Genomic DNA, 15,346 nt, shown 5'->3' with positions numbered 1-15,346 from the left:
TAGTTAATGAATCTAAGAAAGTTATTCGGACTCGGCAGACAGGAACCAAAGGCCGGTATTCACGCTGTATCATTTTCTGACCTTGGCTGGAAGAAGCGGGCACAGAATGCTGATGAAATATCATGGGTGCATCCTTCATTTCCGGCGGTGCTTTCAATCAATTATTTTGAGTTGGCGCCAGATGTACCCTACGATAGCCCTGTAGAAGAACTGAGGAATTTTTACCGCCCAATGGTAACCCAAAGCGGTGGTGGGCTTATTCAGGTAGACATAACAGATATACACGGCGTACGCTGTATTGAAACGATATTCAAATTACCGCGTGAAGAAAGAGGCGTGCTTTACATTGGGGCTTTGACAATTCCTTTTGAGGATCGAAGCTATGTGATCAAGGTCCAGGCGATTGAACAGGGAGCAACCGGTATGCGGGAAGCGATGATCAGTCCTCAGTTTATGGCAGCAGGCACGATTTCAATTGATGATGAAACAGGACGTATTCTTGGCTGGGCTGCAGATCCCTATGATAAAACCGTCACTGAAGGATTTCTCATGAATCTTGCAGAAGCTGCGCATTATGATGCTCAATTCCCTAACCATCCCTTAAGTTTAGTCAGGGCTAAGCTGGAAGAGATAATTAGAAGTGTCAGGCTAGCGCCTGAGTTATTGCAGGGAATTTAGCGGCATAGATTGCTTCTCGTTACATTAAACTCATCCCATATTTCTTTAACGATATCTCCGGCAGGTTTAAGTGTATGTATCAATGCACTTACCTGCCCGATTTCGAGTTCCCCTTCCTCGAGGTTGCCTTCAAACATACCTGTCTTTGCACGTGCACGTCCCAGCATGGCTTTTAATACTTCCGGATCAGCGCCGTTATCTTCAGCTGCCTTCACCGCTTCAAAAAAGGTATTCTTCAGCAATCTTACGGGTGTAAGCTTTTTCAGGGCCAGCATGGTATCTCCCTCCTTAGCCTCGAGTACAGCCTGTTTAAAATGAGGATGTGAAGATGCTTCAGGAGAAGCTACAAACCTGCTGCCCACCTGCACGCCTTCCGCTCCTAATGCAAACGCCGCCGTCATGGCTCTGCCAGACCCAATGCCGCCGGCAGCAATAACGGGTATCTGCACGTTCTCACATACAGCAGGGATCAACACCATTGTCGTCGTTTCTTCGCGACCGTTATGTCCACCAGCTTCAAAGCCTTCCGCAACTACTGCATCTACGCCGGCTGCCTCGCTTTTGGCTGCAAACAGAGCGCTGGATACTACGTGTACAACGGTGATACCGGCTGCTTTCAATGTGGATGTCCAGGTTTTAGGATTGCCGGCAGAAGTGAATACAACGGGTACCTGTTCTTCTATGACAATATCGATCAGTTTATTAATGTCCGGATATAACAGCGGAATATTGACACCAAACGGTTGTGTGGTTGCCTGTTTGCATTTCTGAATGTGCTCCCTCAATACTTCAGGATACATGCTGCCTGCACCAAGCAGGCCCAATCCGCCTGCATTACTTACTGCGCTGGCTAATCGCCAGCCACTGGCCCAGATCATGCCAGCCTGGATAATCGGATACTGTATGTGGAATAGTTGCGTGACGCGGTTCATGGGAGTGAAAATAAGCTATAGAAACAAATATAAGTCAAAGCATATTTTTAGACGAAAAATGATTTGGTTTAAAAGTTGAACATTTTGTTTATTTGGTGTAATATTGCAACTAATTAGTTGTTTTGTTGATTCCAATAAATACTTATGGATATATCCCAAAAAGTTCTTTCATTTCTGCAGGAGTTTAAAACAAAAATGAGTATATGGGGCGTAATATTTAGAGATGACAGAGGAAAAAATGTGCAATGTTTATTGGAATTGGATATTACACCATTATACAGAAATGAGATCTTAAAAGGATTGGAATTGGAGGACTATAGTGAAGGCCCATTGGATGAAAAGCTATATGGAGGTACAGAAATGTGGGTTTTTGGAAAAATGATAAAACGACAGGAAGTGTATATAAAAATTAGTATGGGTGTAAATGGAACTAATGCGATATGTATATCATTTCACCTGGCGGCCCATCATATGAATTACCCCTTTAAAAAACGATAATATTATGAAAAGTCCATTCACCGGAGGCAAAGTGCGACTAATACAAGAAACCCGCAAGCTGGAATATCGCAAAGAGGCATTTGATATCGTGTATCATTATTACCTGTGTGAGGATAGTGGAGAACAATTTACTACTACAGAACTGGATATTCTAAACGTTAATCAGGTACATAATACATACCGGGCAAAATATGGTATTCCATTTAAAGATGAAATCCGGAACATACGTGAGAAATATGCGTTAAGTGCTGCTAAAATGAGTGAAGTGCTGGGTCTTGGAGCTAACGTCTACCGGAATTATGAAAGCGGCGAAATGCCAAGCGTAGCTACAGGACGAATGATAAGAATGGCTGAAGATGCAACTGAATTTAATAAGCTGCTAGACCTGTCTAAAAACTCGCTGGAACCTCATGAATTTGAAAGAGTGCAGAAAAAGCTGCAACGGGTTCCAGCAGAAACAGATGCAGCTGCCTCTTTAATGCAGGGGTATATATTTCCCAACAAATACCCTGATGAGTTCAACGGCTACCGGAAAGGAAATTTATTAAAGATTGGCTACATAACACGATATTTTGCGCATTTGATTAGTCCTTTTGTCACAGGAATGAACAAATTGTTGTTTTATGCAGATTTCAGCCATTATCAACATTATGGTCGCAGTATAACCGGAATTTCATACCGCGCCATAGAGTGGGGACCGGTCCCGCAAAATTATGGTGCTATGTATAATTTTCTGTTCAATGAACATTATATTGATATAATAGAAAAAGAGGTTGGGGAGCTGATTTCGTGGAAAGGTAAAGTAGACCTGGCACAGGAAGCCAGTCTCTTTGATGAAACAGAAATTGGTACAATAACCAAAGTGGCAAAAAGATTTGGAGGAAAAACCACCAGGCAGATCGTAGACATCAGTCACAAAGAAACTGCCTGGAAGGAAAATATCAAACAGAAAGGGCTTATCAGTTATAAATACAGTTTTGAACTAAAACATTTCTGATCTATCCTTTCATCCCAGATCAATCTCCGTATTATCCCCGATATTCAAACTCTGGCTCAAACCACGAATATTCGCATCACTACCGATCAATGACGACTTCAACACCACCTCATACAAATTACTGAACGATCCGATAATCGAATCCTTCACGATCGAATAGTTAATCACCGTATTGTCACCGATTGCCACATTAGGCCCGATAATGGAGTTTTTGATATTACAGCCCTCTGCAATACTCACCGGAGGGATAATGATCGTATTCTCATAAGGAAAGCCATTGCCGGGCATTTTATATTTACTCAGCAGGATCGCGTTCGTTTCCAGCAGCGTTTCCTTGCGGCCGCAATCAAACCAGTTACTTACCTTGAAGGTTTTGAAGGTGACGCCATGCTCTATCATACACTGGAGGGCGTCTGTCAGCTGAAATTCGTCGTGCGACTTCTTCTGGTTCAGGATATTCTGTTCCAGGCAATCGTATAGCTGTGCGGTTTCCTTTATTTTATAAACCCCTACAAGGGCCAGATTGGACTTAGGGATCTGTGGTTTTTCCACCACCCGGATGATGTTGTGGTCCTCATTCAATTCAGCCACACCGAAATTACGGGGATCATCTACTTTCTTCAGGCCGAGCATAGACACAGGTGCGGCGATCAGTTCCTGGAAGTTGCCTTCACAGATAGTGTCGCCCAGTACGATCAGTATCTCATCATCCTGCACTACCTGCCTGGTCAGCAGGATGGCGTGCCCTGTACCTTCACGACTGTTCTGCTGCACAAAGTGACAGGTCAAATGCGGATATTTCTTTTGTACGTAGTGCTGGATCTTCTCACCCAGGTATCCTATGACAAACACGAATTCCGTAATACCAGCTTCCGCCAGCTGATCAATGATGATACTTAATATAGTTCTGCCCGCAAGGGGAATCAATGCTTTCGGCTGTGTATATGTATGAGGACGTAGCTTGGTGCCAGCACCGGCTACAGGTATAATGGCCTTCATGTACGCAGGTTAGTTTAAATGATCCGTCTCGTTCTCGTACGAGGGCGTGAAGGTAGAACAAAAAATGAAAATAGTCCATAGGGACAACAGGAACAGTTGCCAGGAGCTTGAACTATCGTCTATGGACGATGGACTTTTCTAGTATTTATAACTATGTTAATGTGTTTTTGTAGCGAAAAAATCTACCTGGTATCCTTTATTCACTATGCACTATTCGCAAATTCGATTACCTTTGCACCAAATTTTCAACGTACATACAATGCAAAGAGATCTGCAAATATTTAATATCATCGGCCAGGAGCTGGAGCGCCAGCGTCATGGCATTGAATTGATTGCATCGGAAAACTTTACCAGTCTGCAGGTAATGCAGGCTATGGGTACCGTGCTGACCAACAAATATGCGGAAGGCTATCCGGGACGTAGATATTATGGTGGCTGTGAAATCGTAGACCAGAGCGAACAACTGGCTATTGACAGGGCTAAGCAGATCTTCAAGGCAGAATATGCAAACGTACAGCCACACTCCGGCGCGCAGGCAAATGCTGCCGTAATGCTGGCTATACTGAAACCAGGCGATAAGATCCTGGGACTGGACCTGAGCATGGGCGGTCACCTCACCCACGGCTCTCCGGTAAACTACTCAGGTAAGTTATATCAGCCATTCTCTTATGGTGTGAATAAAGAAACCGGCCTGATAGAGTACGATAAAATGGAAGAGATCGCGCTGAAAGAAAAACCTCAACTGATCGTGTGTGGTGCTTCTGCTTACAGCCGTGACTGGGATTATAAACGCATCCGCCAGATCGCTGATCAGGTAGGCGCCTTCGTAATGGCAGATATCGCGCATCCTGCTGGTCTGATCGCTAAAGGATTACTGAACTCTCCGTTCGAACATTGTCATTTCGTAACTACCACTACCCATAAAACATTGCGTGGTCCTCGTGGTGGTCTGATCATGATGGGTAAAGACTTTGAAAATCCATTCGGTCTGAAAACACCAAAAGGTGAGATCCGCATGATGAGCTCACTGATCGACACCGCTGTATTCCCGGGTATTCAGGGCGGTCCGCTGGAGCATGTAATTGCTGCTAAAGCAGTTTCTTTCTTCGAGATCCTGACTGACGAATACGATGTATACGCAAAACAGATCATCAGAAACGCTCAGGCAATGTCTAAGGCATTCGTTGAGAAAGGTTATGAGATCGTGTCTGGCGGTACCGACAACCACCTGATGCTGATCGACCTGCGTAATAAGAACATCTCCGGTAAAAAGGCAGAACAGGTGCTGGTAAAAGCAGACATCACAGTGAACAAGAACATGGTGCCTTTCGATGACAAATCTGCTTTCGTGACTTCCGGTATCCGCGTTGGCGTACCAGCTATCACCACCCGCGGTATGAAAGAAGAGCACATGCCACAGGTAGTATCCTGGATCGATGAATTGCTGATGGATGCTGATAATGAAGCGCTTATCACCAAAGTAAGAGGTTCAGTGAACGACTTTATGAAACAGTTCTCACTGTATCCTGAATTGTAGTCAATCAGGAATAAGGATAAAAAAGAAGCGCCTCACAATCCGTGAGGCGCTTCTGTTATTTTATACGGGTAATATCTATTTCCTCTCCTTCATTGATGGACTTCGCAAAGTTCCGGATATCCTCATTCCGGATCTTTTTAAACCCGACGACGGTCTTTCCCATCCTGGGAATGAGTGAAAACCCCCAGGCCTGGAACATCTGGTCGCTGATATCAGAATGACAAAGGGGCATCCCGTTCACCGGATCAAAAACTACCGGTACATGCACTTCCATGCTGGGCGCATTACGGTCGAAAGTGGAGAATACACCTGCAGGTACATAAGCCACTACCGCGCTATCGTATACGTCCTTGCGGATCAACCCTTCCAGTTCCTCCTGGTTCACATAACGGATGGGGTAGGGATAGTCCTGCTTGGCTGTCTTGGCCTCAAACGTTTCGTCCAGCCATTCCTTACACAACACCAGGGTCTTACCTTTCATCAGCACCGCATTGTGTTTGATCTCTTTCTGCAGAATGGTGGAAGATTTGCCGTCCAGCTGCTCATTAAAGACAAAGGTGGCCAGGCGCAGACCTACCGCCAGATCAACAAAATCCGGGAACCTGTCAGACATGTTCTGGATGTAAAAAGGATACTGAAGGTCATTTTCTATAAAGGTCATATTAATGACCGGGATGCTGAGATCTTTACTATCCTTCTGCCATACGAGGGCGCTGGTATAGGTACGCGTGTATTTGGAATAGCGGCTTTTTACGCCAGGCTTGACATGCAAAGACTGACAATCCATCACAATGCTGCTCCTGTCATTCTTCTTGCGGATTCTTTCAATTTCCTTTTCTGTTCGCACTTCAATAGTTGCGTTGCCGTTCACTGTCCAGAATTGCCTGACTGCTTCAGGGAAGTCCTGATTTAACTGTTTGATAGCCTGCTTATATGCATTTGCCATTTCAGGCGAACTACGGGCGAGTTGCTTTAAGATCTTCTTATCAGGTTTTTCTTTCACCACCAGGACCCTTGTCCTTTTTTTCATCTTCTCCAGGTCTTTCGTTTTTACGAACTGCGCGGATGCCGTAATCGCTGAAAATAAAAGGCTTAAACAAAGCAAGGCTGCTATAGGGCCTTTCATAGGAGTTATTTTTAGTTTAAACCACAAGCAAATATAACCTATTAAAAAGTTTTAATGTATAGAAATGCTTCTACAATAGCAAGATGTTGATAACTAAACGTTAAGACCCTGAAAAGTACTTATCCGAGGGAGTAGTTTTCTGCCCCCTCCATAATTTTTTTTGGAATTATGGAAAAAAGGTTCATACATTTACAGTGTACTAGATATGTAGTACACTAAATCACTAAGCTATGATATCCATCCAGAATCTCTCATTTAGCTACCGCAAGAACAAACCCCTCTTCGAGAATCTGAACCTGCAACTGGAAGCTGGCCACATCTACGGTTTACTGGGCAAGAATGGAGCCGGTAAATCCAGCCTGCTAAAGCATATGGCCGGTTTACTATTTCCACAGCAAGGCCATTGCAATGTGATGGGCTTTGAAGCCCGCTACCGGCAACCGGCTTTTTTGCAGAACCTGTTTATGGTCCCTGAAGAATTTTACCTGCCACAGGTACACATCAAACGATATCTTAGTACCTATGCTCCTTTCTACCCTCATTTCGACCGCAAAGCGTTTCATAACTACCTGGAAGAATTCCACATTCCGGTAGACCAGCGACTAACCGAAATGTCTTACGGACAAAAAAAGAAAGTGCTGATCAGCTTTGCCCTGGCCACTAATACGAAAGCATTGATACTGGACGAACCTACCAATGGCCTGGACATTCCCTCCAAAAGCCAGTTCCGTAAAGTGATCGCTGCTGCCGTAAGCGATGATAGATGCATCGTGATATCTACTCACCAGGTGCGCGATCTGGATAACCTGATTGACAGCATCGTGATCATCGATGATCATAAGATCATCTTCCGCCAGAACGTAGAAGCAGTTACCGACAGGCTCTGTTTTAAGAACGTAACGAATATGGCTGATGCCAGGAATGTACTGTTCTCCGATAGCTCCATCCGCGGACATGCCATTATCACACCAAATGAAGGTGCAGAGCACAGTCGCATTGATATGGAACTGCTGTTCAATGCTGTACTGGAAAAACGTGAAAGCATCTCTCAAATCTTTAACTAACACTGTAACTCCTTATGCAAACAAATAACGTTTTTAGTGCAGGCCGTTTTGGCCTCTATATGCGAAAGCATCTGGTCGACAATTACCGCATCTATGGTATGTCAGTAATTGTTTTGACAGTGTTGTTGATAACAATACTGCTATTCAACTTATCCGACAATTTCAGGGTACAACCTGCCATCAGCAGATTAATACCCATGTATTTTATGGGATTGTTCACAACAGGACTCATCTTCACAAGCCTTTCCTTCAGTGAGCTGTCTAATAAACAGCAGGGAATAGATTACCTCTTATTTCCGGCTTCACAACTGGAGAAATATCTGAGCACATTACTGGTGACGACAATAGGTTTCCTGGTGCTCTATCATATCGCTTTTTATCTCGCTTATCTTGGTATAGACGCGATCCTGGCACGGAATACCGGCCAACATATGAAAAATGATCTTGGTCAGGCATTTGCGGATGATCATCTGGTGTACTTCTACTACGCATGGTTATTCGCACAAGCTGTCATGTTGCTGGGTGCTGTTTATTTTCAGAAGTATAGTTTGATCAAAACAGTATTCCTCTTTGTGGTGTTCCTGCTGTCGCTCTACTTCCTGAATATGCTCTTCTCTTATGCCTTCTTTGGCAACCGCATGGTTAGCTGGAACGCTCATTTCCCATTCATCGGCATTAACATAATGTTGGGCGAACATCCTTCACAATACGAGCCCCAGACACACAAATTCCTGATGTTGCCATCATCAATGAGAGACGGGTTGTTATTCTTCGCGAAATACCTGCTCACGCCTATGATCTGGACCTTGGGATACATGCGGCTAAGAGATAAAGAGATGTAATTAAGGTTATGCCCGTTTAAAAAAATTGTTTATGGAATTCAAAGAATCACAAGCGATTTATCTCCAGATCGCAGATCATATGTGTGAACAGATATTGTTGGATAAGTGGAAGACGGAAGATAGAATTCCTTCTGTGCGCGAGCTGGCAGTGCAGCTGGAAGTGAACCCCAATACTGTTATGCGCACCTGTGAATATCTGCAGCAGTACGAGATCATCTATAACAAAAGAGGGATCGGTTACTTCGTGGCTACCAACGCAGGAAAGAAAATAAAGCAACTGAAGAAAGAACGCTTCCTGGCCAATGAGCTGCCACAGTTCTTCCGCAATATCTACCTGCTGGATATCGAACTGGATGAATTAAAAACACACTACGAGAAATATAAAAAATCTCATTTCAGATAATTTATTAAAAAGAAATTTATGAAGACCAGTAATAAATTATTACTCTCTTTCGTGGGACTGATCGTGTTGCTGATGCTGCTCTCCGATACAGTGATGTGGGCAAATTATAAAAGAGGCAAAAGCGGAGATGGTTTGCTGACTGATGATAATAATAACAGCAAAGAACATAAAATTGCTGTCAACGCATTCAAAGTATTGAAGATAGAGGGCACATCGAGCGACCGTCTGACTGTAGACAGCGACGAAAAATATCAGATCTCTTTTTGGGGTGAAAAAGACCAGCGGTTCGATTATCGCACTCAAAATGATACGATGTTTATCAAATTGAAAGATGGCGAGCACTTTACGCTGCAATGTCCGGCATTGCAGACAGTGATCTTATCTGAAGGAACAGGCATCTCTGTGCGGGAGTTTAAACTCCCTTCCCTGAACATACTGGCAGGTAAATCATGTCGTATTGAACTGATCGATATGAACGTGAATGTACTGGATGTAACAGGCGGGGAAGAGAATGAATTTATAGCAATGGGTAATAAGAGCCTGGTTGATTCCATCCACCTGCAATTAGGGAAATCCAGCGTGTTAAAGTCATACGAAGTGCCTTATGGCCGTGTATCAATGGCTGTAGACAGCCTGCGGGAACTGGAGTTGAGGGGCGAATCTTTAACCAGCATGAAACAGATCAAATAAACATCTTCGATAACGAAAGACAAAAAGGCTATGTTGATAGAGGCCCGCTTTCCAGCAGGCCTCTTTTCTTTAAATATTAACAATACAATTAGGTAATGAAAAAGGCCAGGATATGCATCCCGGCCTTTGTAATATCATATAGTTGTTGTTATCAGAATTGAGTGGCTAAATAGGCCATTGTACCTATACCTACTTCAATAGCGCTTTCATCCACATCGAAGGTAGGCGTGTGTACACCGGAAGTGATGCCACGTGCTATATTACCTGTACCCAGTCTGAAAAAGCAGGCCGGTACGATCTGGGAATAGAATGCAAAATCCTCTGCTCCCATACGCACCTCCGTATCCTCCACGTTAGGCAATCCCAGGTACTCTTCCGCCAGGGAACGTGCTTTGCCGGTCACCGCTTCATTGTTATACAGGCAGGGGTAGCCTACCAGTATCTCAATATCTATTTCGGCGCCCATGGCATGGGCCAGTTCTGTAGCCTGTTTTTTGATGATCTCATGGGCTTTGAAGCGCCAGGTTTCATCCATGGCACGGAAGGTGCCCATCAGTTTTACCTCGCTGGGAATAACATTAGTCGTATAACCGCCGTTGAAAGCGCAGATACTCAGTACAGAAGGGGAGAAGGGATTATTGTTACGGCTGATGACCTGCTGTAAGCTCACCACCAGGTGAGATGCCACCAGGATGGTATCTACCGTAAGATGAGGTAATGCCGCATGACCGCCCTTACCCTTGATGGTTATATAGATCTCATCTGCGCTGGCCATATATTGTCCTGCTCTGAAACCCAGTTTACCGGCTTCCATAGACGGCTGCACGTGCATGCCCAGGATAGCGTCGGGGCGCGGATTTTCCAATGCGCCTTCCTGTATCATCAGACTGGCTCCTCCCGGATGTTTCTCCTCACCGGGCTGGAACAATACTTTGATGGTTCCCTCAAATTCATCCTTCAGCTGCTGCAGAATGCGCGTAGCACCCAACACGCAGGTAGTGTGCACGTCATGTCCGCAGGCATGCATGACACCGGTATTGAGCGATTTATAAGGCACATCATTGGCTTCCGTGATGGGAAGTGCGTCAATGTCTGCCCTTAAGGCGATGGTTTTGGAAGATGGATTTTTTCCAGCTATAGTAGCGATAATACCGGTTCCGGCAATACCAGCTGTATAGGATACTCCAAATTCATCCAGTTTCTGTTGCAGGAATTTGGATGTTTCATATTCCTGGAAGGATAATTCAGGATGGGAGTGGATGTGACGGCGGATAGCAACGAACTCCGGCGCATACTGCTGCGCCAGTTCTTTAATACGATTCTTCATTCCCGGCTTCTTTCTCTGGTGACACATTAATGATGGCTGGTACTACAAATACGCCGCCCGGGAAATTGTCAGAGAGTTTTTCCCTTAGTTCGGCTGCCTCTTCCCTGCTTTTAAAGTCACCCACGCGCACCTTGAAATAAGGCGCCTGGTAATCCATATAAGTGCGGTAATCGGGATATAATTGCATTACACGGGCCTTTATATCGTTGGCCTCATTTCTTTTGTTGGTAGAGATAACCTGTACCCTGAATCCCGGCTGATTACGGATGGCCAGGGTATTGATGTAGATCTGCTTCCTGATCAGCAGGTCGAGGCGAGGGTCTTTTACCACCTTCACACCACCTGTGCTGGCTATTGGCGCTTCCTGGGCAATGGCCAGGCCTCCGATCAGCAATCCGGAGAATAATAATATTAAGTGTTTCATATTCATCTGTTTAGGCGGATAATTACGAGGGGCAGTACCCTGCCATTATCGTAACTATTCTTTCATGAGTGCCACTCCATTGCTAGTCCCTATCCTCGTGGCGCCAGCGTCAATCAGTTCCTTAGCAAAGGCAAAGGTACGAATACCGCCGGAAGCTTTTATCTGAATATTTGCCGGCAAGTTGGCCCTCATCAGGTGTACGGCAGCAACGGTCGCTCCCTTTTCCGCATACCCGGTAGAGGTCTTTACAAAATCTACCTGGTATTTAGCATACAGCTGGCAGCACTGTACGATCTCTTCTTCCAATAATATGCCACTTTCAATGATCACCTTGATCACCTTCTTATGGTTGCGGACGATCGGCATAATGGTCGCGATCTCTTTCTCCACATATTCCCAGTCCTTATTCCGGATGGCCAGTATATTGGCTACCATATCAATCTCGTCTGCTCCATCTACAATGGCCAGCACTGTTTCTGCTACCTTCGCTTCGATAGCAGAATAACCGAAAGGGAACCCCGTAACGGTAGCCACCTTTGTCGTTGTACTACCTACAAAGGTCTTCGCCAGTTTTACAAAAGGTGGAGGAATGCATACTGCGGCAAAGTCATATTCCACCGCTTCCATACAGAGCTTCTTAATGTCTTCCAGTGTCGTCGTTGGCTTGAGAACGGTATGGTCTATGTATCTGTTGAGTTTCATTGTGACAGGTTTCGGCCACGAAAGTAAGGGAAATCCGGAAATCGGGTAACGGGAGGGGTACAATATTAACAGATCAGGCAGCACTGGACAGCGCTGCCTGAAACATCATGTATACCGTATAAAAAATGCGATGCGTTATCGATGCCGGAACCGCAGTTGTACACCCTCGCCGGCTTGCCTGCTGCTGTAAGGGTTCTCCTCAAATAATGCTCCATACAATACCAATGATCCCAGCATTCTACCCGTACAGGGGTGGATGGTACGGCCTGCCAAAGACTGCGAAACAGCATAAGCTGTGTAAGATTTTTTGGGTCATGTTTTACTGTTTATTGAAGTGTTAAAAGACTCCCGCCGCCAATGCCGACTGGCTGTTTCTGAATGGATATACCAATTCTCCGGTGGAGGGGTCGATGTAAGAAGTGCCCGGTCTGATCATAGTCACTGATGATACTGGTGTATAGAAATATCTCGGGAACAGATATACCCGTGCATACATAGAATCACCAGGAGAGAAGTAAGGCGCCAGTAATGACTTCTGAGTATAGATTGACTGGTACTCCATCTTGAACAGGTAGTCTCTGTCACTGACATTTGCATGTTTGGAAAAAAAGACCAGATAATTCTGGTTGGCCATCGAGAAGTTTGAAGGCGTTGTTGTGAATCTGAAGCTAATGTAGTCAGGTGATATAGGCTGGCCAAACCAGGCCGAATCAGGAAGGTTCTGTGTGGCGATCTGTACGATCGACACTTCCTGTACGGTGGTATTCAATGTACCACCGGAAATATGTGTCTGACCAAATACCTTCATCTCACCAAAACCGCTACGGCTATAGGTCAGATTATAGGTGCCTGTGCTGATGCCATTGAACCGGTAGTAGCCGGCTGTATCAGCCATTGTTTCAAGTGTAGAATCAGCGCTCAGATGTAAAGTTATTTTGACACTATCCACCGGCCATATTGGAACTGTAAATTGATTGAAAGTAAATACCCTTCCAAGGATAGAAGAAGTGTCAGCACCGGGCGGCTTTTGCCCCGGAGGTCCGGGAAGTCCTTCAGGACCCGCAGGACCTGTAATATCCCAGTTTACGCAGGCTGTCATAAAAAGACAGCAGGACAACACTAATATTATCTGTTTCATATAAGGCTATTCTTCAATGTAAGTAATGATGGTTTTAATGGAATCTCCCAGATACGGATACGGGATCTGAGCACCACTTGTATAGTCAAGCCATGGTTTGTAGGCGGTGGCTGGTGGCGCTGCAGCTGCAGTCACGTAGAGTTGAGTGCCTGAGGGAACCGTGGTGATGGGGAGTTGGAAAGTCGCTATTGCTCTTCCGGTAACTCCATCAATGTCCGATATCCATTGCGCCGGAACGTCAAAAGCTAACCTACCGTCGCCCGGAACGGCAGATCTGTCAAGGAAGAACCTGAAACCAGATACCAGTTTACCCGGAGGCTTTGGCCATTCAAATACTGCCTGCGCATTCACACGGATAACGTTGGAACTGATATCAATGAGGGCCTGGGCGGTTATAGATACGAATCTGGTCGTTATAGGCTGACTCATAGAGGTAGTGCCCGTGAATTTGTCTATTTCCCCGCCCGCGTGTTTTACATACATATGTAAGGAATCATAGCCCGCTTTTGATATGCTGATGTCATAATTCCCCGGCGGTACATCACTGAGAATGAAATACCCGGTACTGTCTGTATAAGCCCTGAAAACGCTGTCAGCATTATACGTCTGTACCAGCACACTGTCCTTTTCGACTGTGAAGAGTAGCGCGCCGAACTGATCGCGGAATTCAATATACCCTGTAATATTTCCAGGTGGCCATGTATATGGTGGGCCATCGGGTCCTTTAGGACCGGGAGGTCCCTCTTTAACGCATGCCATGATCAGGCATAGAAAGAACGAGAGGAATATAATATTTTTCATGTGGATGAATTAATAATGAATGATGGTGTTCCTGGTTGCGTATACCTGGCATTATTTCAAACGGAAGTTTCGTAGCAATGGATAAATGCCATCATTGCTTTGTCTTCTTGCCCCAAACGGAGGTGAGAAGTCCCATGGCGACAGGCCAAAGGAGCCCAGTATCGGACTTGTACAGGGGTATATTCTTTTGCCCCGTTCATCTATGTAGTTAATATCTTTGGGGTTGTCAAATGCCAGCGAGAAATAGATGGTATTTGCCTTGGCCAACACGGTGTCTGAGTATATCGTATACGGAGAAATTTCTGAGCCGAAATATTCGTAGGGATAGTTGTCTATTGGTATATAATCCCGCTGAGTGGTGACAAAGTCTGTCTTGGGCGACCCATGAACAGTCATATATAATACCAGCGCCGCAGGTATCTGCATGGGAGCCTGAAACGTTGCGTAGGGGTAGATCTCATGACGGGTAGGACTTCCGAAGCCCATCCACGTAACGTAGTTTGGCGGCGGACCATAATAGATCTGCCCTACATCCGCATTAGCCACCTGCGTAGCCTGTGCCCCGCCCGGATGCAGTTGCCGGATGATACGGTATGTACCATAACCTGGCTTACTGTAAGAGAAGTTATACCGACCCGCTGGCACCTGGCTAAAGTTGTAGTCACCGCTGGCATCAGTAGTGTCTTTCAGATCGGTGGAATCAATTGTTACGATCACGCCTGAATGATCGGCAAGGGCTTTTCCCGTTGAATCGTACACGATCACGCTGCCCCTGATATCACCGCTGAGAGGGACGTACATTCCCGTATCACCAGGCGGCCCGGGAGGTCCTTGCAGGTCTTCTCTTGTACACGAGAACAGTGAATAAAGTGCTACCAGACAGCATAAGCTGAAGAGGATTTTGGAGGTCATACATTAAGAGGTTAATCGAAGTGTTCAAACAGATATTACCATGACATTGCATCCTTGAGTCATATAACTAAATCGTATTGTGTCCTACATATATTCCGGCGGTAAAAGGCCAACGTGAAACTTATAACAGCAATAAACGCTGCTTCATGATGATAAGGTTAATAGAAAAATAAATTACTGATTACTGGGGTTGAATTGATGATTTTTTGAGGTTGATCTTTAACGAGTATTCTTGAGCCATTCTTTGGTTCTACATAGCAATAGCGAATTCGCTTA

Annotated in this window: 17 protein-coding genes; 8 read left to right on the top strand and 9 right to left on the bottom strand. The window is 45.2% G+C overall.

The features are described from left to right. Positions 1 to 6 precede the first annotated feature (6 nt). Entirely contained in the window at positions 7 to 678 is a 672-nt protein-coding gene (locus L3C95_RS27065) for a hypothetical protein (RefSeq protein ID WP_236392704.1), read from the top strand. Here L3C95_RS27065 and L3C95_RS27060 read toward each other — a convergent pair. Next, complete coding sequence (locus tag L3C95_RS27060; protein ID WP_236392702.1) at positions 675 to 1,610, bottom strand: NAD(P)H-dependent flavin oxidoreductase; 936 nt, start codon at positions 1,608 to 1,610, stop codon at positions 675 to 677. The two genes, L3C95_RS27065 and L3C95_RS27060, sit on opposite strands and share 4 nt — an antisense overlap. A 144-nt stretch (positions 1,611 to 1,754) precedes the next feature. Between L3C95_RS27060 and L3C95_RS27055 the strand changes: the two genes are divergently transcribed. Together L3C95_RS27055 and L3C95_RS27050 are read left to right on the top strand one after the other, a co-directional pair. After that, entirely contained in the window at positions 1,755 to 2,108 is a 354-nt protein-coding gene (locus tag L3C95_RS27055) for a hypothetical protein (RefSeq protein WP_236392700.1), read from the top strand. 4 nt (positions 2,109 to 2,112) lie between these two features. Then, positions 2,113 to 3,105 carry a type II toxin-antitoxin system antitoxin SocA domain-containing protein gene (locus L3C95_RS27050; protein WP_236392699.1) on the top strand — a complete coding sequence of 331 codons (993 nt, stop codon included), beginning with the start codon at positions 2,113 to 2,115 and terminating at the stop codon, positions 3,103 to 3,105. A 9-nt stretch (positions 3,106 to 3,114) separates the two neighbouring features. Here the strand turns inward: L3C95_RS27050 and L3C95_RS27045 are convergent, their stop codons facing one another. After that, positions 3,115 to 4,104, bottom strand: a complete 990-nt coding sequence (locus L3C95_RS27045) for a sugar phosphate nucleotidyltransferase (RefSeq protein ID WP_236392697.1) — start codon at positions 4,102 to 4,104, stop codon at positions 3,115 to 3,117. Positions 4,105 to 4,363: 259 nt separating this feature from the next. On the opposite strand from L3C95_RS27045, the gene glyA reads away from it, so the two are divergent. Further along, a complete protein-coding gene (glyA, locus tag L3C95_RS27040; protein WP_236392695.1) occupies positions 4,364 to 5,641 on the top strand; it encodes a serine hydroxymethyltransferase in 1,278 nt (425 codons plus the stop codon). 55 nt (positions 5,642 to 5,696) lie between these two features. Here glyA and L3C95_RS27035 read toward each other — a convergent pair whose 3' ends face one another. Next, positions 5,697 to 6,767 carry a hypothetical protein gene (locus tag L3C95_RS27035; protein WP_236392693.1) on the bottom strand — a complete coding sequence of 357 codons (1,071 nt, stop codon included), beginning with the start codon at positions 6,765 to 6,767 and terminating at the stop codon, positions 5,697 to 5,699. 230 nt (positions 6,768 to 6,997) lie between these two features. Here L3C95_RS27035 and L3C95_RS27030 point away from each other — a divergent pair, with 230 nt between their 5' ends. The 4 genes from L3C95_RS27030 to L3C95_RS27015 are packed head-to-tail and all read left to right on the top strand — an operon-like array spanning position 6,998 to position 9,766. Further along, positions 6,998 to 7,831: an ATP-binding cassette domain-containing protein gene (locus tag L3C95_RS27030; RefSeq protein WP_236392691.1), complete on the top strand. Its 834-nt coding sequence runs from the start codon at positions 6,998 to 7,000 to the stop codon at positions 7,829 to 7,831. A gap of 14 nt (positions 7,832 to 7,845) precedes the next feature. Beyond that, complete coding sequence (locus L3C95_RS27025) at positions 7,846 to 8,673, top strand: hypothetical protein (protein WP_236392689.1); 828 nt, start codon at positions 7,846 to 7,848, stop codon at positions 8,671 to 8,673. A gap of 31 nt (positions 8,674 to 8,704) precedes the next feature. Beyond that, entirely contained in the window at positions 8,705 to 9,076 is a 372-nt protein-coding gene (locus L3C95_RS27020; RefSeq protein ID WP_236392686.1) for a GntR family transcriptional regulator, read from the top strand. 18 nt (positions 9,077 to 9,094) lie between these two features. Beyond that, positions 9,095 to 9,766, top strand: coding sequence for a hypothetical protein (locus tag L3C95_RS27015; protein ID WP_236392684.1), 672 nt, complete (start codon positions 9,095 to 9,097; stop codon positions 9,764 to 9,766). Between the two features lie 151 nt (positions 9,767 to 9,917). On the opposite strand, the gene L3C95_RS27010 is transcribed toward L3C95_RS27015, so the two are convergent. The 6 genes from L3C95_RS27010 to L3C95_RS26985 all read right to left on the bottom strand — a co-directional run bounded on the left by L3C95_RS27010 (position 9,918) and on the right by L3C95_RS26985 (position 15,070). Beyond that, the gene (locus tag L3C95_RS27010) at positions 9,918 to 11,093 is read right to left on the bottom strand and encodes a M20 family metallopeptidase (RefSeq protein ID WP_236392682.1); all 1,176 of its coding nucleotides are present in this window, start codon (positions 11,091 to 11,093) and stop codon (positions 9,918 to 9,920) included. Then, positions 11,077 to 11,517 carry an SPOR domain-containing protein gene (locus L3C95_RS27005; RefSeq protein WP_236392681.1) on the bottom strand — a complete coding sequence of 147 codons (441 nt, stop codon included), beginning with the start codon at positions 11,515 to 11,517 and terminating at the stop codon, positions 11,077 to 11,079. Before L3C95_RS27005 ends, L3C95_RS27010 begins: the two co-directional genes overlap by 17 nt. Before the next feature lie 54 nt (positions 11,518 to 11,571). Beyond that, positions 11,572 to 12,219 (bottom strand): deoxyribose-phosphate aldolase, encoded by a 648-nt coding sequence (gene deoC / locus L3C95_RS27000; RefSeq protein WP_236392679.1) that lies wholly within the window; start codon positions 12,217 to 12,219, stop codon positions 11,572 to 11,574. A 337-nt stretch (positions 12,220 to 12,556) separates the two neighbouring features. Further along, entirely contained in the window at positions 12,557 to 13,357 is an 801-nt protein-coding gene (locus L3C95_RS26995; protein WP_236392677.1) for a carboxypeptidase-like regulatory domain-containing protein, read from the bottom strand. A gap of 6 nt (positions 13,358 to 13,363) precedes the next feature. Then, positions 13,364 to 14,158 (bottom strand): carboxypeptidase-like regulatory domain-containing protein, encoded by a 795-nt coding sequence (locus L3C95_RS26990; protein ID WP_236392675.1) that lies wholly within the window; start codon positions 14,156 to 14,158, stop codon positions 13,364 to 13,366. A gap of 51 nt (positions 14,159 to 14,209) precedes the next feature. Then, positions 14,210 to 15,070, bottom strand: a complete 861-nt coding sequence (locus tag L3C95_RS26985) for a carboxypeptidase-like regulatory domain-containing protein (RefSeq protein WP_236392673.1) — start codon at positions 15,068 to 15,070, stop codon at positions 14,210 to 14,212. Between the last annotated feature and the right edge of the window lie 276 nt (positions 15,071 to 15,346).

Origin of the sequence: Chitinophaga filiformis (assembly GCF_021646545.1) — a bacterium.
Taxonomy (GTDB): domain Bacteria; phylum Bacteroidota; class Bacteroidia; order Chitinophagales; family Chitinophagaceae; genus Chitinophaga; species Chitinophaga filiformis_A.
The sequence above is the reverse complement of the archived record's forward strand: the minus strand, read 5'-3'. Positions and strand labels throughout refer to the sequence as shown.